This window comes from Cupriavidus numazuensis (assembly GCF_905397435.1).
GTDB lineage: Bacteria > Pseudomonadota > Gammaproteobacteria > Burkholderiales > Burkholderiaceae > Cupriavidus > Cupriavidus numazuensis.
Genome location: NZ_CAJPVI010000039.1, coordinates 68761 through 88555, shown reverse-complemented (window position 1 = coordinate 88555; position 19795 = coordinate 68761). Strand labels below are relative to the sequence as shown.

The 19795-nt window shown below is 64.5% G+C and carries 20 protein-coding genes; 4 read left to right on the top strand and 16 right to left on the bottom strand.

Annotated features, from left to right (window positions below; translation table 11 throughout):
• Positions 1 to 252 precede the first annotated feature (252 nt).
• The 16 genes from KHO41_RS27170 to KHO41_RS27095 form a co-directional block, all read right to left on the bottom strand.
• Complete coding sequence (locus KHO41_RS27170) at positions 253 to 693, bottom strand: Zn-ribbon domain-containing OB-fold protein (protein ID WP_211956343.1); 441 nt, start codon at positions 691 to 693, stop codon at positions 253 to 255.
• A gap of 18 nt (positions 694 to 711) precedes the next feature.
• Positions 712 to 1884 (bottom strand): thiolase family protein, encoded by a 1173-nt coding sequence (locus KHO41_RS27165; RefSeq protein ID WP_211956342.1) that lies wholly within the window; start codon positions 1882 to 1884, stop codon positions 712 to 714.
• Positions 1881 to 2672: a crotonase/enoyl-CoA hydratase family protein gene (locus KHO41_RS27160; RefSeq protein ID WP_211956341.1), complete on the bottom strand. Its 792-nt coding sequence runs from the start codon at positions 2670 to 2672 to the stop codon at positions 1881 to 1883. Before KHO41_RS27160 ends, KHO41_RS27165 begins: the two co-directional genes overlap by 4 nt.
• A 48-nt stretch (positions 2673 to 2720) precedes the next feature.
• Positions 2721 to 4232, bottom strand: coding sequence for a class I adenylate-forming enzyme family protein (locus KHO41_RS27155; RefSeq protein ID WP_211956340.1), 1512 nt, complete (start codon positions 4230 to 4232; stop codon positions 2721 to 2723).
• A gap of 76 nt (positions 4233 to 4308) precedes the next feature.
• Positions 4309 to 5481: an acyl-CoA dehydrogenase family protein gene (locus KHO41_RS27150; RefSeq protein ID WP_211956339.1), complete on the bottom strand. Its 1173-nt coding sequence runs from the start codon at positions 5479 to 5481 to the stop codon at positions 4309 to 4311.
• A 79-nt stretch (positions 5482 to 5560) separates the two neighbouring features.
• Positions 5561 to 6643, bottom strand: a complete 1083-nt coding sequence (locus KHO41_RS27145) for a Bug family tripartite tricarboxylate transporter substrate binding protein (RefSeq protein WP_211956338.1) — start codon at positions 6641 to 6643, stop codon at positions 5561 to 5563.
• A 706-nt stretch (positions 6644 to 7349) separates the two neighbouring features.
• The gene (locus KHO41_RS27140; RefSeq protein WP_211956337.1) at positions 7350 to 8411 is read right to left on the bottom strand and encodes a phosphotransferase; all 1062 of its coding nucleotides are present in this window, start codon (positions 8409 to 8411) and stop codon (positions 7350 to 7352) included.
• Positions 8404 to 9600, bottom strand: coding sequence for an acyl-CoA dehydrogenase family protein (locus tag KHO41_RS27135; RefSeq protein ID WP_211956336.1), 1197 nt, complete (start codon positions 9598 to 9600; stop codon positions 8404 to 8406). Before KHO41_RS27135 ends, KHO41_RS27140 begins: the two co-directional genes overlap by 8 nt.
• Before the next feature lie 11 nt (positions 9601 to 9611).
• Positions 9612 to 10403 carry an SDR family NAD(P)-dependent oxidoreductase gene (locus tag KHO41_RS27130; RefSeq protein ID WP_211956335.1) on the bottom strand — a complete coding sequence of 264 codons (792 nt, stop codon included), beginning with the start codon at positions 10401 to 10403 and terminating at the stop codon, positions 9612 to 9614.
• 36 nt (positions 10404 to 10439) lie between these two features.
• A complete protein-coding gene (locus KHO41_RS27125; protein WP_211956334.1) occupies positions 10440 to 11906 on the bottom strand; it encodes an NAD(P)(+) transhydrogenase (Re/Si-specific) subunit beta in 1467 nt (488 codons plus the stop codon).
• Positions 11903 to 12256: an NAD(P) transhydrogenase subunit alpha gene (locus KHO41_RS27120; protein WP_211956333.1), complete on the bottom strand. Its 354-nt coding sequence runs from the start codon at positions 12254 to 12256 to the stop codon at positions 11903 to 11905. Before KHO41_RS27120 ends, KHO41_RS27125 begins: the two co-directional genes overlap by 4 nt.
• 215 nt (positions 12257 to 12471) lie before the next feature.
• Positions 12472 to 13587 (bottom strand): Re/Si-specific NAD(P)(+) transhydrogenase subunit alpha, encoded by a 1116-nt coding sequence (locus KHO41_RS27115; RefSeq protein ID WP_211956332.1) that lies wholly within the window; start codon positions 13585 to 13587, stop codon positions 12472 to 12474.
• 104 nt (positions 13588 to 13691) lie between these two features.
• Complete coding sequence (locus KHO41_RS27110; protein ID WP_211956331.1) at positions 13692 to 14486, bottom strand: TauD/TfdA dioxygenase family protein; 795 nt, start codon at positions 14484 to 14486, stop codon at positions 13692 to 13694.
• A gap of 25 nt (positions 14487 to 14511) precedes the next feature.
• Positions 14512 to 15483 (bottom strand): zinc-binding dehydrogenase, encoded by a 972-nt coding sequence (locus KHO41_RS27105; RefSeq protein WP_211956330.1) that lies wholly within the window; start codon positions 15481 to 15483, stop codon positions 14512 to 14514.
• 39 nt (positions 15484 to 15522) lie between these two features.
• Positions 15523 to 15888 carry a hypothetical protein gene (locus KHO41_RS27100; RefSeq protein ID WP_211956329.1) on the bottom strand — a complete coding sequence of 122 codons (366 nt, stop codon included), beginning with the start codon at positions 15886 to 15888 and terminating at the stop codon, positions 15523 to 15525.
• Positions 15878 to 16339: a hypothetical protein gene (locus KHO41_RS27095; protein WP_211956328.1), complete on the bottom strand. Its 462-nt coding sequence runs from the start codon at positions 16337 to 16339 to the stop codon at positions 15878 to 15880. The genes KHO41_RS27100 and KHO41_RS27095 overlap by 11 nt, the downstream gene beginning before the upstream one ends.
• A 207-nt stretch (positions 16340 to 16546) precedes the next feature.
• Between KHO41_RS27095 and KHO41_RS27090 the strand changes: the two genes are divergently transcribed.
• Genes KHO41_RS27090 through KHO41_RS27075 form a run of 4 tightly spaced genes read left to right on the top strand, consistent with a single transcriptional unit; the run spans position 16547 to position 19763 of the window.
• Complete coding sequence (locus tag KHO41_RS27090) at positions 16547 to 16837, top strand: UxaA family hydrolase (protein ID WP_211956327.1); 291 nt, start codon at positions 16547 to 16549, stop codon at positions 16835 to 16837.
• Between the two features lie 5 nt (positions 16838 to 16842).
• Complete coding sequence (locus tag KHO41_RS27085) at positions 16843 to 17997, top strand: UxaA family hydrolase (protein ID WP_011301408.1); 1155 nt, start codon at positions 16843 to 16845, stop codon at positions 17995 to 17997.
• 6 nt (positions 17998 to 18003) lie between these two features.
• Positions 18004 to 18708 carry a GntR family transcriptional regulator gene (locus KHO41_RS27080; RefSeq protein WP_211956326.1) on the top strand — a complete coding sequence of 235 codons (705 nt, stop codon included), beginning with the start codon at positions 18004 to 18006 and terminating at the stop codon, positions 18706 to 18708.
• The gene (locus KHO41_RS27075) at positions 18705 to 19763 is read left to right on the top strand and encodes an Ldh family oxidoreductase (protein WP_211956325.1); all 1059 of its coding nucleotides are present in this window, start codon (positions 18705 to 18707) and stop codon (positions 19761 to 19763) included. Before KHO41_RS27080 ends, KHO41_RS27075 begins: the two co-directional genes overlap by 4 nt.
• Positions 19764 to 19795 lie beyond the last annotated feature (32 nt).

The following is a 19795-nucleotide window of genomic DNA, read 5'->3' as shown; positions in this document are numbered from 1 at the left end:
GAGCTCACTCCAGGGCATGGGCGTCTCCCGGTGGCAGTCGCCCATGCAGGGTAGAAAACTGTTACCTATGTGCTTGAACTGTTCTGTTACCTATGTGGGTGAACCGTACCCGTAAACGCGCTTTTGCCTCCTTTTGTCGCTCGGACAAAAGGAGGTCGCCGGCTACGCCGGCGAAACAGCAGCATCCGCCAAGAGCGACAAACTCACTATTCCGTGAAGAACTAAAATCTCTATGCTCCGCGGCCCCCTCCCCTACCGCTCCGGTTCAAACATCAGCAGGTGCATGCCATCGTCGATCGGCAGCCAGCAGGGCACGACCTTCATGCCGATGCAAACCTCATCCAGCGAACAATGGACCAGGTTGGCAATCACATTGACGCCGACATCGAGGGTCACCGACACGACCACATAGGGCTCGTGTCCACGAAACGCTGCGGGGCCGCGCCGCACGACGGTCCATGAAAAAATTTCGCCGCGACCCGAAGCCTCGCGCCATTCGATGTCGGTCTTGCGGCCGGTGAAGATGCTGGTTGGGCGCGGGTAATGCTGATACTTGCCGGTCGCCCGGCAATACTGGATGACCAATTTCTTCTCGCGTGTCGCCGCCCAGTATGGTTGCGTGAAGCTGGATGGCTGGATCGCGCGCCTGACATCAAAGGTATCGTTGAGAAGATCGGGAGTAGCTGTTTCCATCGTCGCCTCGCGTATTGATCATGCGTTGGGAGCCAAAACCAGGGCGCTGCTCGTACCCCAGTTGCGCGAGTAATTGATCCAGCCGATGCCACTCACCAGCGCATTGGCGGTATTCCTGACCTGACGCGCACCGCCCTCGCCCATCAACTGCCTCACTGCCTCGATCAGGTTGTGCGAACAGCATGCTGCTTGCCCCGCCGAGATCTGGCCGCCGCCGGTATTCAAGGGGAGATCACCATCGAAGGCGAAGTTCATTTCGCGGATGAACTGCACGCCCTGGCCACGCCCGCAAAAGCCGAACGCCTCGAGCTGCAGCATGATCGCGATGATGAAATCGTCGTAGGGATGAAACGATGCAACATCCTTGAGCGCGAGTCCTGCCTGGGCGAGGGCACGTTTGCCGCAAGCCTCGTGGCCACTGCGGGTCACATCGACGAAGTTCTCCCCGCCCTGGAAGTTGGTCCGCTCCCCATAGCCGATCGGTGTGACGAACTTGTCGATGCCCTTTTCCCTGGCGCGTCGCCTGCTCGTCATCAACAGGCCGGACGCGGCGTCGCAGCGCATGACGCAATCGAGCAGACGTATCGGGTCGGCAATCATGCGCGAGTTGAGGTAGTCGTCGATCGTGATCGGCTTGCGCAGCTTCTCGCAGGCGTTCTCGTTCAACACGGCATGGGCACGCTGGGTGACCGCGAGCTTGCCCAGCATCTCGTAGTCAAGTCCATACTGATGCTCGTAGCGCCGCGTCAGCAAGCCGAAAGCGTCGGGGGGACCGAATACGCCGTACGGATCGGCCCACTCGCGGCGGAAGCTTCGGTCACCTCGGTTGTTTTCCGCCACGCCAGTGTCGGCGAACAGCAGCAGGACCGTGGTGCACAGGCCGGCATCGATCGCCGCCGCGGCGCGTGCGACGCTGCCGGTGGCTGAACAGCCGCCGATATGCACCTGGTCGCAGTAGTCGAGCTCCAGGCCGAGCTGGTCGGCCGTGACCTGCGCCCAGAAGCTCTCACCCGCCGCTGTCAGCCCGAACCCGGCCATGACCAGGCCGTCGATCTCCCCCTTCTCGAAGCCGCTGCGCTCGAGCAAGGCTTCGAGGACCTCGGCATCAAGCTCCCAGACGTCGCGGTCGCTTTTCTCCATGACCTTGGTTTCGGCATAAGCGACGATCGCCGATTCGCGCAGGCACTTCACGGCGTCTCCCCCCCTCCCGGCGCCTTGATGGGCGCCGCTTTCTTGCTCAGGAACTCGCCCAGACGCGCGGTCGTTTCGGGGCTGAGCGTATATTCGCTGACCAACCGTTCGACGAAGATGCCATCGTCGTACGACATATCCGCGATGCGCGGCAAGGCATTGGTGATGGCGAAATTGGTCAGCGGTGCATTGGAGCAGATGCGCCGGGCCAATGTGACTGCCTTCTCCAGCGCCTGCCCCTTGGGCACCACATACTGCACCGCGTTGAAGCGCAGCGCCTCCTCGGCGTTCAGCACGCGTCCCGTCAACATCAGATCCGTCATGAGGGCGGTGCCGATCAGCCGGCTGATCCGCACCGAGCCGGCGCCGCCGACGAAGATGCCGCGCTGGCCCTCAGGCAGGGCGAAGAATGCCGTTTCGTCGGCGACCCGAATATGGGTGCTGGCCGCGGCCTCGAAGCCGCCACCGATGGTGGCGCCATGCAAGGCAGAGACGAAAGGTATCCTCCCCCGAGCGATCAGCTCAGTGTCGTAATTGCGGGGATACGGCAGTTTGTGCTCCTTGCCGCTTTCCCACATCGCCGCGGCGTAGGCAAGATCCAGCCCACCGCTGAAGCACTCCCCATGACCGAACAGCACGCCGCACCTGGCCTCTTCACCCGCGCGCATCACCGCCGTATGCAACTGCTTATGCAATTCGTCGTTGAAGGCATTACGCTTTTCCGGACGGTTGAGGCCGATAATGGCAACGTCGCCATCGAGTTCATAACTCACTACTTCCTTGCTCATTTCTTTCTCCTTCGATGTTTCGTTCATTTCACGAGGGCAACAGCCCGGTCATCCCTGCGCCACGGCATCGATGTGGGCGAGCAAATTTCGTTTGAGCAACTTGCCGGTGTCAGTCATCGGCATGGAGGGCAGCACGCGAAACAGTGCCGGTTGCTTGTAGGGCGCCAGTTGCTCGCGCAGGTAGCCGCGCAGTGCTTGCTCATCGAAGCCCATGCCGTCGCGAAGCTCGAGGAAGGCGATCACCCTCTCGTTGCCATCAGGCTCTCGCTGCCCGACGACCGCCGAGCGCCGCACGCTGGGATGCTGATTGAGCACCGCTTCCACTTCTGCCGGATACACATTGAAACCGGAGCGGATGATGAGTTCCTTCAGTCGGCCGACGATGAACAGCGCGCCGTCCTCCGCCAGCCGCCCAAGGTCACCGGTGGCATACCAGCCGCCGGGACGGAACGCCTGCCGGGTAGCCTCGGGGTCTCGAAAGTAACCGGGTGTCAGATACGGCCCGGCGAGCCAGATTTCCCCGGTCTCTCCGGCCGCTACATCGCGATGATTGGCGTCCACGATGCGAATGGACATGCCTTCCAGTAGATAGCCTGCGGCGGTGTCCTGGCGCCGCACGTTGCTTGTGGTGGCGCAGCCGACCGGGGATTCCGAACTCGCATAACCGTGGTGCAGCGGCAGGCCGAAACAAGCCTCCACGCGCTCCTTCAGCGCGATATCGAGCGGACTGCTTCCGGTGTAGATGTAGCGCAGATGCGGCGCTGATGGCCGGTCAATGCCATGCGTCTCGAGGTGGGCAAGCAGGCGCGAATACAGCGCCGGCGGACCTTGCAGCTGGCTGACCCGATGATGAGCGAGTGCGTCGAGCACATCAGCGGCAGAGAACGTCTGCTGCAAGACCAATGTTGCGCCCGAAAGGAGCGACGAGGCCAGCACGGCGGCAAGGCCGAAGATATGGGTCATCGGCACGAACAGGCACAGGCGATCGTCGCGACCCAGGCCGCGCGATTTGCATGAGACGCGCGCGGCATGCAGCACGGCCGCATGGGTCACCATGACGCCCTTTGGCCTTCCGGTGGTGCCCGAGGTGGAGATGATCGCCGCGACGCGCTCGGCTTCGCTGCCTTGTTCGGCGACTGCCTCAACGCGCACGTCGCTGTGCATGAGTCCGTCGAGCGTCGATGAGCGGGCCTGGTGGCGCCCGGCATGGGTCATTGCCGCCGCCGAGACCCCCGTGGTGAAGTAGATCAGCCGCGCATCGACCAATTGCGCAAAAGCATCGACTTCGCCGGCTGCCATGCGGGCATTGACGCCGCAGGACCAGGCGCCGACGCGACTGCAAGCGAGCAGCAAGGCGATATGCTCGGTGCAGTTTTCCGTCACGATGACCACCCGATCGCCGGGGCGCACGCCCAAGGCGAGCAGTTCCGTCTCCAGGGCGCTGGCCATCGCGCCGACCTCGGCGTAGGTCACAGTGCGATCGGGGAGATGGATGAACTCGCGGTCGGGCTCACTCGTGAGCCACGGCTCGAGAAGTTCGTGGATGCGGCTTGGATTCATGGGTTCTCCAGAAGGAAACAGATTCGGGCGCGATGCATTGCCTGGATCGGCAATGCGCCTCGGCGCACCAGTGCCATCAGCCGAACACATTCAAGGCATGCCGGGCAATGGCGGCCTTGAGAACGTCGGTCGGCCCATCGGTGATCAACATGCTGCGCTGATCACGCCAGAACTTCTCGATCGGCAGTTCGGTCGAGAGTCCGATACCGCCGTGGACTTGCATGCATCGATCTGCAGCTTCAAAGGACTTGCTGTCACCGAAATTCTTCACCATGTAAGCTTCCGTGCGAATGTCCTCGCCGCGATCGTGTTTCCACGCAGCGTGCCTGACCATCAGTTCGAGCTGGTGCCACTCGAGGTAGGAATCGGCGATCAACCATTGCACGCCTTGCCGTTCAGCAAGCGGCTTGCCGAAGGTCACCCGCTCCTTCGCGTAGCCCGCGGTCAGTTCCAGACAGCGCTCCATCACCCCGCAGGCCTTGGCGCCGTGACGCACGCGCAGTACGGTGAGCACTTTCTGTGCGTGCTTGAAGCCTTCGCCTTCGGCGCCGATGCGATTTTCCACCGGCACCCTGACATCGTCGAAGGCGATTTCCCAAGGCGTGTCGTCGACCAGCATCTTCTGCGCGCGCAGCAGTTTTACCCCGGGAGATTTCATGTCGACGATGAACGCAGAGATCCCGCCGTGCGAGCCCTTTGCGCGGTCGGTCGCGGCCATCAGTTGCGCATAATCGGCATCAGCCGCGCCGGTGATGAAGCGCTTGAAACCGTTGATCACGTAATGATCGCCGTCGCGCACGGCGGTAGTCTTCATGCCTCCGGGGTCCGAACCCGCATCGGGCTCGGTCTGGGCAAAGCACCATTTCAATTCGCCGCGCAGTGTCGGCAAGAGAAAGCGCTCCTTCTGCGCAGCGTCGAGTTCATAGAGCACGGGGTACACCGTCGCGCCGAACGGATTGATTGCCCGCACCGGCAAGGCCACCGTGCGGGCGAGTTCGGACCACACGATGGTCTTGGCAAGCAGGCCGAATCCCAGCCCGCCGTATTCGACGGGCACATCGAACTTGTCGAGTCCCAATTCTTTCCCGAACGCATCGACGCGGGCACGCAGTTCGGGAATCAGCTTGTCGTCCTTGCGCGCGGTGAGTTCGGCCGGAATCAGCTCCTGATTCACAAAGCGGCGCAGCGAATCCTTCAGCATGCGCAGTTCTTCCGGCAACTCAAAATTCATCATATCGTTGCAGTCCATACCCATTTCCCTTGAGTGCCGCTGCGTGCGCGCACGGCGACGGCGTGCACGCGGCTGCAGTTGGCCGCGCTGGCAGCGCTCAGCGCGATGAATTCGATTCGATGTACTGGTTGAAGAAGGTCACCATCTCAGGCGGCAACCTTTTCAGTTCGACAATGACGCGCTCGCCGTCGGCACCCTGGACGAAATGGGCCGGCGCCTGCGCCACCTTTTCATACTGCGCGATGAATTGCGGATCCTTCGCCATCCTTTCCACGGCGCTGCGCAGTTCCGCGACGGCAGCATCGGGAGCATTGGGTGGCATGAAAATCACCCGAGGCGTGCGCGAGATCCGGTTCAGGAACTGCAGCGCTTCCCACTTCGGCCCGGCCGGGTTCGTATTGGCGCCGTGGATTTCGCGGTAGAGTTCCAGGAAGGTGGGCACATCGGGCAGGTTGGGACTGCGTCTGAGGTTGCCTTCGCCGCGCTCGTACTGGAAGAGCGGGATCGCGAGGCCCTTGTCCACCAAATTCAGTCTGGCAAAGGAGTTGTAGCCGGGCAAGGAATTACTGACCAACTGGATGTCGCCCTGGAGCATCGCCACTTCGGCCTCACGCGTCCCCTTGTAGCCGGGAATGATCCGGTACTTGGCGCCGAGCAGGTCAAGGGCCAGACTCTGGCGCAACGCCGACCAGTCCGAACCGTTCGAAAGCACGGCGGCGCGAAACGATTTGACCTTGGCAATGTCGGCAGGTTTGGCGATGCCCGGCGCGGTGTCACGCCGGATGTAAAGCAGGTTGGTCTGCTCCATGCCGGCAATGAACTTGAGGTCGTTGAATTGGACCCGCAAGTTCGGATGCTTCAGGATCTGCTGCATCGGGTCCCAGGTAAAGAAGCCGATGTTGAGCTTGTTCGTTTCGGAGATGTCGCCAAGCTGGTTCACGGCGATCATGCCGCCGGCGCCGGCAACGTTGCGAACGACGACAGCGCTGGTGCCTTTCAGAAAGCGCGGCAGATGTTCCGCAAAAACGCGCGCCTCCAGGTCAGTGGGGCCACCCACCGGGAAATTGACCATCACATTGACCAGGCGGCCGGCAAACTCTTGCGCATGCGCAATGCCCAAGCCAGCGCACAGCATCGCCAAGCCGCAGGCAACGCTGCGAAATTTGGTCCTCAGACGCATCTCTCAAACCTCCTGATAGTCGACATGAAGTCACGACGCCAGCAGCTCCGCAGATCGAGCCTGCAGGCGTCGCGGCACAACGAATCGTTTGGTGCAGCGCTTCTCCGTTTCGCGGTCAGCTTGCGGCGCGAATCGGAATCACCGAGGAGGCCGCTTCGCGCGAGCCCGCAATGCCGCGCACTACCCCAATCTGCGTCCCTGGACGCGCAAATGAAGAGCCGGGCAAGGTCGTCCGCGGAACTTCGACTCGCATGGTCAACTCATCAACTCCTATATATGTCTTTAAAGCATATATCCGTCATTGATGACTTTCTTCTAGGGAAATCCAGAAGTCCTACATAGAACATAGTGCGACGCGGCTGGCTCGTTCTCGTCTCTTCTTCGCTGTCGCTGCTGACGCGTCCGCCTCCGGCAATGTAAGAAGGAGTATGGGCAGCGAGAATCTGCGGTTCAATGGCCCCGGATCAGCGATCGTGTTCGAATAAACAGAACACATAGACAGTTGTCGTGACGCGGCGGCGGGAGCCTGTGTGGCGCACGACATTCGAGGCGGGATGCACGGGACAACATGAAAAAACCCGGACCGTGCAGGGGCAACGGGCCGGGCTTTACAGGAGGATCCAGGGATCGCAGGCACAGACGGCTACGCCGACAGCTGCGCCAGGCCTGATGGTCGACTTCGAGTACGACTACGACTACGACAATGTCAGACCACGCGTTGCGCCTGCGCCCACGCCAGATCCGCCACGCGCGCGAAACGCTCGCCCATCGCATGCGCCTCGGCACTCGACGCGGTGCCGCGTGCAGCACGGCCCTTCACGCCATGCAGGATCGCCGCGAAACGGAACATATTGAAGGCGATGTAGAAGTCCAGGTCGGCGATGCCTTCGCGCCCGGTGCGGCGGCAATAAGCCGCGACGTACGCCGCCTCGTCCGGCAAGCCTGCCGCCACCAGGTCCCGTCCCGCGATGCCGCCCAGGATATCGGGTGGCATGCGGAACATCATCGCGTGGTAGGCGAAGTCGGCCAGCGGATCGCCGAGCGTCGACAGCTCCCAATCCAGCACGGCGAGCACGCGCGGCTCGGTCGGATGGAAGATCAGGTTGTCGGCGCGGAAGTCGCCGTGGGTGATGGCAACGTCGTCGCTCGCGGGAAGATGTTTCGGCAGCCACTCGACCAACCAGTCCATCGCCGGATGCCGGCCAGCGAGTTCGTCGTCGAGGTACTGCTTCGACCACCGCGCCACCTGCCGCGCGACATAGCCGCCCGCCTTGCCGTAGTCACCGAGCCCGATGGCCTGCGGATCGATCGTATGCAGGCTGGCCAGCGTCGCGTTCATCGCATCCATGTATGCGGCACGCTCATCGCGCGGCATGTCGGCGAAGCCCGCATCCCAGAAGATGCGCCCTTCGACCAGATCCATGACGAAGAACCAGCTGCCGATCACCGAATCGTCGGTGCAGAGCCCGTGGATGCGCGGCACCGGAAAACCCGCCTCTCCCAGCGCCGCCATCACGCGCGCTTCGCGTTCGACCGCATGCGCGCCCTTGAGCAGATCGCCGGGTGGCTTGCGCCGCAGCACATAGCTGTGTCCCGGCGTGCGCAGGCGATAGGTGGGGTTGGACTGCCCGCCCTTGAACTGATCGATCGTCAGCGGTCCGGCGTAGCCTTCGACGTGCTGCGCCATCCACCGCTCCAGCGCCGCCTGGTCGAAGCGGTGCTGCTCGCGCACCGGCACTGTGCCGGCGAAATCGTGTGCCTCAGCCATGGCTCGCCTCGCCGCTCAGGGTCTTGCGCTTGATCATCTTCGCCAGCGACCACTTGTGGACTTCGGTCGGGCCGTCGTAGATGCGGAACGCGCGCACTTCGCGGAACACCTGCTCGACGATCGTATCGCGCGACACGCCCGTGCCGCCCATGACCTGCACGCAGCGGTCCGCGACGCGGTACACCGCCTCGGACACCGCCACCTTGGCCATGGAGCTTTCGTTGGTGCCGAGCACGCCGCTATCGAGCACGCCCGCGCACCAGTCGATCATCAGCGCCGCCTGCTGCAGGTCAATGAGGTTTTCGGCCAGCATGAAGCCCACCGCCTCGTGGTCGATCAGCAGCTTGCCGAAGGCCTTGCGCCGAGTCGCGTAAGCCGTGGCGATTTCGTTCGCGCGCGTGGCGCAACCGTGCCAGCGCATGCAATGCGAGAGCCGCGCGGGCGACAGCCGTACCTGCGCGTAGCGGAAGCCTTCGTTGACCTCGCCCAGCACCTGGCTGGCCGGCACGCGCAGATTGTCGATCACAATCAGCGCATGGCCGCCGGGCATCGAATTGTCGATGGTGTCGAGCACGCGTTCGATGCGGATGGCCGGGTTGGGCAGGTCCACCAGGAACATGGTCGACTGCACCTTGTCGTCGCCGCCCGTGCGCGCCATCACGATGCCGACCGAAGCGCCTTCCGCGCCGGTGATGAACATCTTGCGGCCGTTGATGACCCACTCGTCCCCTTGCTGCACGGCAATGGTCTGCAGCATCGACGGATCGGACCCGGCGCCGCCTTCCTCGGCCGGCTCGGTCATGAAGAAGGCCGAGCGCGCGTCGCCACTCACGAGCTTGTCGAGGAAGCGACGCTTCTGTTCCGGCGTGGCGACCTTGCCGAGCAGGTACATATTGCCTTCATCCGGCGCCATCGTATTGACGGCCACGGGGCCCAGCGGCGAGAGCGCCGAGCGCTTGAGCACCGCTGCCGTCTCCAGCTGCGTCAGGTGGTCGCCGTCGGGCAGGATGTGCGGCGTCATGACGCCCGCTTCGCGCGCCTTGGCGCGCAGTTCGCGCACCAGGTCCTCGGTCGGGCCGTGGCCGGCGTTGCGGGGATCGCGCTCATACGGCGCGACAACGTCGCGCACGAAGGCCTCGACGCGGTCGGCAATGGCCTTGCTGCGTTCGGTGGGGCAGGGAGTGAACATGGAGGCTTGCCTTAAAGCGAATTGATGGAATGGCCACCGTCGACAGGCAGCACCGTGCCGGTCATGAAGTCGGACGCGTCCGAAGCCAGCAGCAGTAGCGCGCCGTCGAGCTGCCGGGGCTGTCCGAGCCGGCGCTGCGGGATGCGCCGGATCAGCGCCTGCCCGCTTTCGGTCTCGAAGAAGCTGCGGTTAATCTCGGTCTCGAAGTAGCCCGGCGCGAGCGCATTGACGCGGATGCCGTGGCGCGCCCACTCCAGCGCCAGCGAGCGCGTCAGGTGGATCAGGCCGGCCTTGGCGGCCGTGTACGCCGGCACCTGTTGGGCCACGCGCAGCCCGAGAATCGACGCGATGTTGATGATGCTGCCGTGCGTGTCGGTGTCGCGCATCATGCGCGCGGCACGCTGTGCCACGCGCCAGGCGCCGTTCAGGTTGGTGTCGATCACGCTTTGCCACTGCGCCTCGTCCACGTCCATGGCCGCGCCGGTGGTTGCAATGCCGGCGCTGTTGACGACGATCTGCACGGGACCCAGCTCTTGCTGCGCACGCTCGAATGCCGAATCGACCCAGGTGGGGTCCCTGACGTCGAGCGCGACCACGCAACCCTGTCCACCCTGCTTGCGCAGTTCGGCCAGCAGCGCCTCGCCTTCGCCCACGCGCCGTCCGGCCAATGCCACCTTGCAGCCGGCGCGCGACAGGGTCTTCGCGAAATGCAGACCCAGTCCACCGAAGGCGCCGGTGACCAGCGCCACCTTGCCCTCCAGATCAGCGAACGGGTTCAGGCTGTGTCCGTCCTCATGGTTCATTGCCATGTCTCCTCCGATATCCGTATGACGTAGTGCTTACGCCGCCTTGACCATGTCCTCGACCACCTTCTTGGCGTCGCCGAACACCATCATGGTCTTGTCCATGTAGAACAGTTCGTTATCCAGGCCTGCATAGCCGGCCGCCATCGAACGCTTGTTCACGATGATGGTCTTGGCCTTGTACGCCTCCAGGATCGGCATGCCGGCGATCGGTGATTTCGGATCGGTTTTTGCCGACGGGTTCACCACGTCATTGGCGCCGAGCACCAGCACCACGTCGGCCTGGCCGAATTCGCTGTTGATGTCCTCCATCTCGAAGACCTGGTCGTAGGGCACTTCGGCTTCGGCCAGCAGCACGTTCATGTGGCCTGGCATGCGGCCTGCGACTGGGTGGATCGCGTATTTCACGGTCACGCCCTTCTCGGTCAGCTTCTCCGTCAGTTCCTTGAGCGCGTGCTGGGCGCGCGCCACGGCAAGGCCGTAGCCCGGCACGATGATCACGGTCTCGGCGTTGCCCATCAGGAACGAGGCATCATCGGCAGAGCCCGACTTCACGTTGCGCTGCACTTGCGAACCGCCTGCGGCACCGGCTGCCGCATCGCTGCCAAAGCCACCGAGGATCACGTTGAAGAACGAGCGGTTCATCGCCTTGCACATGATGTACGAGAGGATGGCACCGGACGAACCCACCAGCGAGCCGGCGATGATCAGCATCGGGTTGTTCAGCGAGAAGCCGATGCCTGCCGCGGCCCAGCCCGAGTACGAGTTCAGCATCGACACCACCACCGGCATGTCGGCACCGCCGATCGGGATGATGATCAGCACACCGAGCACGAAGGCGATGGCCAGCATGACCAGGAACGGTGTCCAGTCCTGCGTCATGAAGAACGCGATACCAAAGCCGATCATGGCGACGGCCAGCGCCAGGTTCAGCATGTGCTGGCCCGCGAATACCACCGGCGCGCCCTGGAACAGGCGGAACTTGTAGCGCCCGGCCAGCTTGCCGAACGCGATCACCGAACCGGAGAACGTGATCGCACCGACGAAGCAGCCGATGAACAGTTCGATGCGGTTGCCCAGCGGGATCTCATGCGAGCCCGCCGGCGCGATGCCGAAGGCCGCTGGCTCGGCCACCGCCGCCACCGCAATGCACACCGCTGCGAGACCGATCAGCGAGTGCATCGCCGCGACCAGTTCGGGCATCTTGGTCATCTCGACCTTTTTCGCCACGTACACGCCGATGCCGCCACCGACGACCAGACCGGCCAGGATCAGCGCGAGGCCCGACCCTGCCGCCGTGCCGCTGCCGGCGGCCAGGAACTCGCTCTTGAGCTTGACGATCAGCGCCACCGTGGTGAGTGCCGCCACCGCCATGCCAATCATGCCGAAGGCGTTGCCCTTGCGGGCAGAAGCCGGATGCGACAGCCCCTTGAGCGCCTGGATGAAGCAGACCGACGCGCCCAGGTAGAACAGCGTCACGGTATTCATGGACAGTCCGTTCATCGCTGCATCTCCACCAGTTCGCCGCCCGCGTGCGCGGGCGTCTTTGCGGGCTGCGCCTTGGGCGCCTTCTTGCGGAACATCTCGAGCATGCGCTGCGTGACGAGGAAGCCGCCGAATACATTGACGGCGGCCAGCGCCACGGCGAGCGTACCCATCGCACGGCCCACGCCGCCTTCGGTCAGCCCGGCGGCCAGCATGGCGCCGACGATGATGATGGCCGAGATCGCGTTCGTTACCGCCATCAGCGGGGTGTGCAGCGCGGGCGTGACTGTCCACACCACGTGGTAACCCACGTAGATCGCCAGCACGAAGATGATCAGGTTGATCACCGTGTGGTTCACCATTTCCATTCCATATCTCCTTGCAACCTCAGTCCGATGACCGGCGGCTGGATCGACCACCGGCTTGCTCCCCTCTCCCGCCTGCGGGAGAGGGGTTGGGGGAGAGGGCCGGTGTTCGCAGCAGCGATCCCCTTCACTTCGTGGCAACGCCTGCCCTCTCCCCCGACCCCTCTCCCACGAGTGGGAGAGGGGAGCAAACAGGCGTCCCTTGTCACCCTCGCGCGTCAGGCCACCGCCTCTTCCACTCGCCGCGTCATCAGGCAGGCCGCGACGATGTCGTCTTCGAGGTTGAGCGTGAACTGGCCGTCCTTGTCGATGACCAGCTTGAGGAAGTCCAGCACGTTGCGCGCGTACAGCGCCGAGGCGTCTGCGGCGACCATGCTGGCGAGGTTGGTATGGCCTACGAAGATCACGCCGTGGCGCTCGACCACTTCGTCGGCCACGGTCAGCGGGCAGTTGCCGCCCTGCGCGGCGGCCAGATCGACCACTACCGAGCCCGGCTTCATCTGCTGCACGGTCGCTTCCTGCAGCAGCACGGGTGCCTTGCGACCCGGGATCAGGGCTGTGGTAATGATGATGTCGGCCTGGATCGCGCGCTGGTGCACCAGTTCGGCCTGGCGCTTCATCCAGTCCGGCGGCATCGGGCGCGCATAGCCGCCCACGCCCTGCGCGATCTCGCGCTCTTCGTCGGTCACGAACGGGACGTCCAGGAACTTGCCGCCGAGCGATTCGATCTGCTCTTTCACCGCCGGGCGCACGTCCGAGGCTTCGATCACCGCGCCGAGGCGCTTGGCCGTGGCGATGGCCTGCAGGCCCGCCACGCCGGCACCGAGGATCAGCACGCGCGCCGCCTTGACGGTACCCGCCGCGGTCATCAGCATCGGCATGAAGCGCTGGTAGTGATGCGCGGCGACCAGCACGGCCTTGTAGCCCGCAATGTTCGCCTGCGAGGACAGCACGTCCATGCTCTGCGCACGCGTGGTGCGCGGCGCGGCTTCGAGCGCGAACGCGGTGATGCCTGCGGCGGTCATGCGTGCGTTGTTCTCGGTATCGAACGGATTGAGCATGCCCACCAGCACAGCGCCGTGCTTCATTTGCGCCAGCTCACCGGCCTCAGGTGCGCGCACCTTCAGCACAAGCGGCGCGCCCAGCGCGTCGGCGGCGGTGCCAATCGTCGCGCCGGCTGCCTCATAGGCGCTGTCGGGCTGGCTGGCGCGCAAGCCCGCGCCCGCCTGCACCACGACCTGATGGCCCTGGGCGACGTATTTCTTGACGGTCTCCGGCGTAGCGGCGACGCGCGCCTCTCCCGCCCGAGTCTCAGTCGGGATGCCTATCTGCATGGTTCCATCTCCTGTGATCCGCTGCGCCAACCGGCATGGGGACGCTGCGCGCCGGGTACCGCTCAGGGCCAGTGCCGCCTGCGGTGCCGGTTGGTTCGTGCCGCTCAGTTGGGCACTTCGCCTTCGAGCGTCACGCGGTTGAGTACGCGCTCGGCATTGCCGTAGTCATGGACGGCGTAGTGCATGGTGCAGCGGTTGTCCCACATCACCACATCGCCTTCCTGCCACATGTGGCGGTAGACGTTGTCCGGGGTGACCGAGTGTTCGTACAGGAAATCGAGCAGCGGACGGCTTTCCGCCTCGGTCATGCCTTCGATGCACTCGGCGGTGTCCGGATGGCCCACGTACAGTGCCTTGCGGCCCGTCTCCGGATGCGTGCGCACGATCGGGTGCACGGCCGAAGGCACCTTGTCGGAACCGGTCATCTTGGCCAGCCGCGCGCCCGTGAAGCGTGCGCGCAGGCCCTCGAGCAGACGCTGCATGACCGGCGACAGGCGCTCGTACGACAGGTACTGGTTGCACCACATGGTGTCGCCGCCGATGGGAATCGTGACGCCCGACAGGATCGAGATCTTCGGCGGCACCGCGGTGTAGATCGAGTCCGAGTGCCAGGCTTCGGTGGATGCGGTCTCCTTCGGGATCTTGGTGACCTGGAACAGTTCCGGGAACTCCGCCAGCCCCTTGAGCAGCGGGTTGCCCTGCACGGGCGTGCCCCACAGCCGGGCGAAGGCCACCTGCGCAGCGGGCTGCAGGAACTGGCCGCGGAACACGAGCATGCCGTGTTCGAGGAACGCCTGGTGCAGCACCTTGAAGGTGGCGTCGTTGATCGGGTCGTTCAGGCTGACGCCGGTGACGGATGCCCCGACCGAACCGGTCAGCGGCTTGATTTCGATGGTCATGATGTCTCCTCTTCTATCGGTGGATTCAGTCGACCAGCAGCACGATCTTGCCGACGTGCTGGTCTTGCTTCATGTATGCGTGCGCCGCGTGGATATCGGTCATGGCAAAGGTGCGGTCGATCGGCAGCCGCACGCGGCCCGCGCGCAGGAACGGCAGCATGTCGCGCGCGCACGCCTGGATGCAATCCAGACGTTCCTGCTCGGTGCGGGTACGGAACGTCACGCCGATCAGGTGCAGGCGCTTGAGCCACAACTGGGCCAGGTCGATCTGCGCCGTGGCCGAACCCAGCCGCGCGATGTTCACCAGGCGCCCCTGAACGGCAAGGCTCTTCATATTGGCTTCGAACACCGGCCCGCCGACCGTGTCGATGATGACGTCGACGCCCTTGTTGCCGGTCGCCTCCATCACCTTCTCGACCTGGTCATCCTTCGACGAATCGATGCAGACGTCCACACCGTACTGGCTCAGCTTGTCGAGCTTGGCGGCCGAACGCGACTGGGCAATCACCGGCTTGGAGCCCATCAGCGACGCGATCTGGATGGCGGCCATCGCCACCCCGCCCGAGGCACCGTTGATCAGCACCGACTCGCCGGCCTTGAGCTGGCCATTGACCACCAGCGCGTCGTGCGCGGTGATGAACACGTTCGGAAATGCGGCTGCATCGATCCAGGACATGCCATCCGGGACGGCAATCAGGGCCATCGGGTCGGAGATCACATACTCGGCCTGGCAGCCTTTTCCGTGCCCCATGACCCGGTCGCCCTTGCGCCAGCCGTGCACGCCTTCGCCGACTTCTGCCACCTCGCCCGCGAACTCGACGCCCGTGGTGATGGTATTGCCGGTACGCAATTCCTTCGCCTGGTTGATTTCACCGCGGTTCAGACCCGAAGCGCGCACCCTGACCAGCACCTGGCCCGGCCCCGCGACGGGAACGGGAATATCCTGCACCTCGACCTCGCCGCCCTCCGGGCCCGGCACCACACGAATTGCCTTCACTATTGGCTCCTTCCTTGTTTCGTTCGATTCCTTGCTGTCTCATGCATGGCCGAGCGCCGTTGCGCGGATCAGCGAAAGCAGCGTCAACGCTCGCTCGGCCGCGACTTCGCCGCCGGGATGATTGCCCCGCACAAACGGCGCACGCGTGTCCTCGATGGCCGCCAGCGCGGCCAGCGGCTTTTCCGCCGCCACCGTCAGCCGCCGGAACTCGTTGACGGTCAGCAGGTACGTGTGGAACACATCCTGCTGCGCCGGCGTGGTGCCCAGCTTGTGGAGCAGCACGTTCAGCCAGTGCGTGCCGGCGAGCATCGCGGCTTCGATGGTCATCTCGTAGTCAGCCGGTCCGCATTTCTGCAGCGATGCCTCGATGCGGCGCGCAATCGCCATGTGTCCTTCAATGTCCATGTGCGCCCCCTTCCATGCGCGTCGCCAGCAAATCGAGGCAATGCCGCAGCGCCGTGTCGCAGCTGCGGGCGATGGCTTCGGTCGGGACCAGGCCCTCGCGCAGGCACGGGTCGCGGTAATGCTCGATGCACTCCATGTCTTCCATCATCGCGGCGATGTCGTCGGGGACCGGTGCTTCCACTTTCGGGCGCCCGACATGCAGTACATCGCCAAGCGGCCGGAACGCCGCCTGAAGCTTGCCGTCCGCTTGCGGCACCAGATAAACGCCGGGCTGCGTGGCGAACATGTCGTCGTCCAGCGTGACGCCGGCCTGATGCAGTGCTGCATTGACCGCGTGCGTGCCGGCCGTCATGCCGGCCCAGAACCACAGTTCGAAATCCTGGAGCGGATCCAGGCGGTCGCGCAGTGCCTGAAGCTTCGCAATCTTTTCCAGGTGTGACACCACCTTCATGCCTGACTCCTCCTGTTGAACCACATCCGCGCAAAACTGCCGCGCCGTTGACATGACGATAGACACGCCCGATGTCGATGTCAACAACTTCTATATAGGACTTTCATGTAGGAGTAGTGGTTTTCTCGGGGGTGAGCGTTATTAACCTTGACTAAGCCCCGCGAGATTCCCTACATTGCATCTCAACACCTATACAGGAGTTGATCAATGCCCCGAGCCATCGTACTGAACCCGACCGACAATGTGGCCACGCTGCTGGACGCGGGCCATGCCGGAGAAGCGTGCGTCCTGGAAGGCGAGCGATCAGGAAAACTGGTCCTGCTGCAGGACGTGCCCTTCGGCCACAAGATTTGCATCACCGACACGCCTTCGGGCGTCGACATCGTCAAGTACGGCCAGGTCATCGGCCGCGCCAGCCACAAGATCCAGGCCGGCGAACACATGCACGTTCACAACATCGAATCGGCGCGCGCGCGCGGCGACCTGCACAAGGGCTGACACAGATGGCAACCACCTTCCTCGGATATCCGCGCGAAAACGGCGCGGTCGGCGTGCGCAACTGGGTCGCCGTCGTTTCGGTCATGGACAACTGCAACCCGGTGACGCGCACCATTGCGCGCACCGTGGGCGGATGCATCCCGGTCACTACGCTGTTCGTGCGTGGGCAGTTCGGCGCCGACCTGGATTTCGCCTTCGAGCAACTGGCCGGGCTGGGCCGCAACCCCAATATCGCGTCGGTGCTGCTGGTTGGCCTGGAGCCCTCGTCCACCGAAGAAGTGGCGCGCCGCATCCAGGCTGCCGGCAAACCGGTCGAACGCGTCCACCTCCAGCCCAACGGCACCGTGGATTGCATTGCCGAAGGCACGCGCAAGGCGGCCCGGCTGTCGCTGGCCGCTTCGCGTGCGCGCCGCGTGCCCTGCCCGGTGTCGTCGCTGGTCATCGGCGTGGAATGCGGCGGATCGGATACCACCTCGGGCCTGAGCTGCAATCCGGTCATCGGCCGCATGGCGGACATGGTGATCGCCGAAGGCGGCACCGTGATCATCTCGGAGACCTCGGAATTCATTGGCGCCGATCACCTGTTTGCCGAACGCGCCGCTGACGGCCGCGTGCGCGAGGCCTTTGTCACCGCGGTGCGCAATATGGAAAACCTGGCGATCTCGCGCGGCGTCGACATGCGCGAAGACCAGCCTTCGCCCGACAACAAGCGCGGCGGCCTGACCACCGTCGAGGAAAAAGCGCTGGGCGCCATGGCCAAGGCCGGCAGCACGCCGCTGGTAGGCGTGTTGCGCTACGGCGAGGCGCCGCGCAAGCCAGGCCTGCATTTCATGGACGCACCGGCCGCGGCAGTGGAGAATCTGACTGCGCTTGCCGCCGGCGGGTGCCAGCTCACGTTCTTCGGCACGGGTGTGGGCAACCCGATCGGCAGCATGGTGGCACCGACCGTCAAGGTGTGCGGCAACGTCAATACGCTGCAGACCATGGCCGACAACATTGATTTCGACGTGAGCGGCGTCCTGCAGCACGGGGAGAAGATCTCCGACCTTGGCGAGCAGCTGTATGCCTATGCGATGGATATCGCATCGGGCACGCAGCTGACCAGCGAGGTGCTCGATGTCCGGGAGACCGCGATCAGTCGATTCGCACTGAGCCTCTGAGCAACCATGACCAAACTGAACAGCGTCTCCGACGCGATCATCCGCTCCATCGAATCCGGCGACCTGCGCGAGGGCGACCGCCTGCCGTCAGAGGCAGAGCTGGCCACCATGCACGGGGTCAGCGTCGGCACCATTCAGAAAGCGCTGATCCGGCTGACGCACTCGGGACTGATCACGCGCGAACAGGGGCGCGGCACCTTCGTGTCCGGCACACGGGTGGCACCGGCGGACGTCCGCTACCTGCGCTTCCGCGACGAAGAGGGCACCGAGCTGCCGTCCTACGTCCACGCGCGCTCGGTCAAGCGCATCAAGAAGAAGGGCCCGTGGGCGGACTTCCTCGAAGGCGATGGCTACGTGCGCATCGAGCGCGTGATCAACGTCGGCGGGCGCTTTGACCTGTACAGCGAGTTCTGGCTGCGCGAGGAAGACTTCGCGCAACTGGGCGGACTGGACCGCGAGGCGCTCGAGAAGAACCTGCGCGAACTGATCGGCCAGCGCCTGTCTCTGCCGACGCTGCGCGTGGACCAGTGGATCCGCTTTGAAAAGCCGCCGGCAACGGTCGCGCGCCAGCTTGCCATCGACCCCGAGGCGCCGGCCTTCATCATGGAAATGCGCGGCTACACGCTGCGCGACCAGCCGCTCTACTACCAGTCGGTCTATGCCGCGCCGTTCACCGAGCGGCTGATGATCGTGCGGGAGAAATCGTCATGACGACCCGATGGAATGTCCAGGCCCTGGAGCAATGGACGTCGGCCGTATTCGAATCTTGCGGCGTGGCGCCCGAGCATGCTGTCGAGGCCGCCACCGCACTCGTGCGCAGCGAGCTGCGCGGCTACAAGACGCATGGCATGACGCGCGTGCCGTCCTACGTCGACCGCCTGCGCGCCGGTGACTTCAATCCGCGCGCGGCGATGTCGCACCGCACCTTCGCCGGTGGCATCGTGCTGGACGCCGATGGCGCCATGGGCCAGGTTGCGGGGCCGCATGCGGTTCAGCTTGGTCTGGAAGCCTTGAAATCGAGCGCCTCCGTGCTCGTCGCGGTACAGTCGTGCGGCCACCTCGGCGCACTCGGCATCCATGCATTGCTCGCAGCCGAAGCTGGCGCATTCTGCATGGTCGGACAGCGCACGCCGCCGGTGCTCGGCATGGAAGGCTTTTCCGGCCCTGCCATCGGCCACAACCCAATCGCCTTCGGTTGCCCGTTGCCGGGCCAGGCGCCGATCGTGTTCGATGTGGCGTGCAGCGTCGCCGCGCGCGGCCACATCCTGCTTGCCGCCCGTGAGGGCAAACCCATTCCCGAAGGCTGGGCGCTCGACGCCGACGGCCAGCCGACCACCGATGCGCAACGCGCGCTGGCCGGCTCGCTGCTGCCAACGGGCGGCCACAAGGGCATCGGCATCGCCATGATGGTCGAGTGCCTGGCAGGGGCGCTGGCCGCCACGGCCGATTCGCTGTCGCCGGAGCGCAACCATGTCGGCAGCGGCGGCGCGGTCGGCCGCCAGGGCGGTTTCGTCTGGCTGGTCAAGCCCGAGGCGTTCTCCGGCCAGGGCATCTTCGCCGACTACATGGCGCAGTGGACCGGCAACTACCTGGCCGCCGGCGGCGGGGATGCAAGGCTCCCCGGCCACCGCGGCGACACGCTGGAACGCGAAGGCCGCACACACGGCATCACGCTGCCCGATGCCATCGTCCGTGAACTGGGCGCGCTGGGCCAGCAACTGGGCATTCCGCTTCCCGTCCCGCTTTCAGCCCCGCTTCCGGCCTGATTCCACCACACAGAAATTGCAGATATCCGGGC

What these genes read in the sequence shown, in the direction of transcription:
- KHO41_RS27170 (WP_211956343.1), bottom strand. Translation starts at nt 693, where the DNA reads ATGGAAACAGCTACTCCCGATCTTCTCAACGATACCTTTGATGTCAGG.
- KHO41_RS27115 (WP_211956332.1), bottom strand. Translation starts at nt 13,587, where the DNA reads ATGCAGATAGGCATCCCGACTGAGACTCGGGCGGGAGAGGCGCGCGTC.
- KHO41_RS27110 (WP_211956331.1), bottom strand. Translation starts at nt 14,486, where the DNA reads ATGACCATCGAAATCAAGCCGCTGACCGGTTCGGTCGGGGCATCCGTC.
- KHO41_RS27135 (WP_211956336.1), bottom strand. Translation starts at nt 9,600, where the DNA reads ATGTTCACTCCCTGCCCCACCGAACGCAGCAAGGCCATTGCCGACCGC.
- KHO41_RS27125 (WP_211956334.1), bottom strand. Translation starts at nt 11,906, where the DNA reads ATGAACGGACTGTCCATGAATACCGTGACGCTGTTCTACCTGGGCGCG.
- KHO41_RS27095 (WP_211956328.1), bottom strand. Translation starts at nt 16,339, where the DNA reads ATGAAGGTGGTGTCACACCTGGAAAAGATTGCGAAGCTTCAGGCACTG.
- KHO41_RS27155 (WP_211956340.1), bottom strand. Translation starts at nt 4,232, where the DNA reads ATGAATCCAAGCCGCATCCACGAACTTCTCGAGCCGTGGCTCACGAGT.
- KHO41_RS27130 (WP_211956335.1), bottom strand. Translation starts at nt 10,403, where the DNA reads ATGAACCATGAGGACGGACACAGCCTGAACCCGTTCGCTGATCTGGAG.
- KHO41_RS27145 (WP_211956338.1), bottom strand. Translation starts at nt 6,643, where the DNA reads ATGCGTCTGAGGACCAAATTTCGCAGCGTTGCCTGCGGCTTGGCGATG.
- KHO41_RS27140 (WP_211956337.1), bottom strand. Translation starts at nt 8,411, where the DNA reads ATGGCTGAGGCACACGATTTCGCCGGCACAGTGCCGGTGCGCGAGCAG.
- KHO41_RS27085 (WP_011301408.1), top strand. Translation starts at nt 16,843, where the DNA reads ATGGCAACCACCTTCCTCGGATATCCGCGCGAAAACGGCGCGGTCGGC.
- KHO41_RS27090 (WP_211956327.1), top strand. Translation starts at nt 16,547, where the DNA reads ATGCCCCGAGCCATCGTACTGAACCCGACCGACAATGTGGCCACGCTG.
- KHO41_RS27150 (WP_211956339.1), bottom strand. Translation starts at nt 5,481, where the DNA reads ATGGACTGCAACGATATGATGAATTTTGAGTTGCCGGAAGAACTGCGC.
- KHO41_RS27075 (WP_211956325.1), top strand. Translation starts at nt 18,705, where the DNA reads ATGACGACCCGATGGAATGTCCAGGCCCTGGAGCAATGGACGTCGGCC.
- KHO41_RS27080 (WP_211956326.1), top strand. Translation starts at nt 18,004, where the DNA reads ATGACCAAACTGAACAGCGTCTCCGACGCGATCATCCGCTCCATCGAA.
- KHO41_RS27160 (WP_211956341.1), bottom strand. Translation starts at nt 2,672, where the DNA reads ATGAGCAAGGAAGTAGTGAGTTATGAACTCGATGGCGACGTTGCCATT.
- KHO41_RS27100 (WP_211956329.1), bottom strand. Translation starts at nt 15,888, where the DNA reads ATGGACATTGAAGGACACATGGCGATTGCGCGCCGCATCGAGGCATCG.
- KHO41_RS27120 (WP_211956333.1), bottom strand. Translation starts at nt 12,256, where the DNA reads ATGGAAATGGTGAACCACACGGTGATCAACCTGATCATCTTCGTGCTG.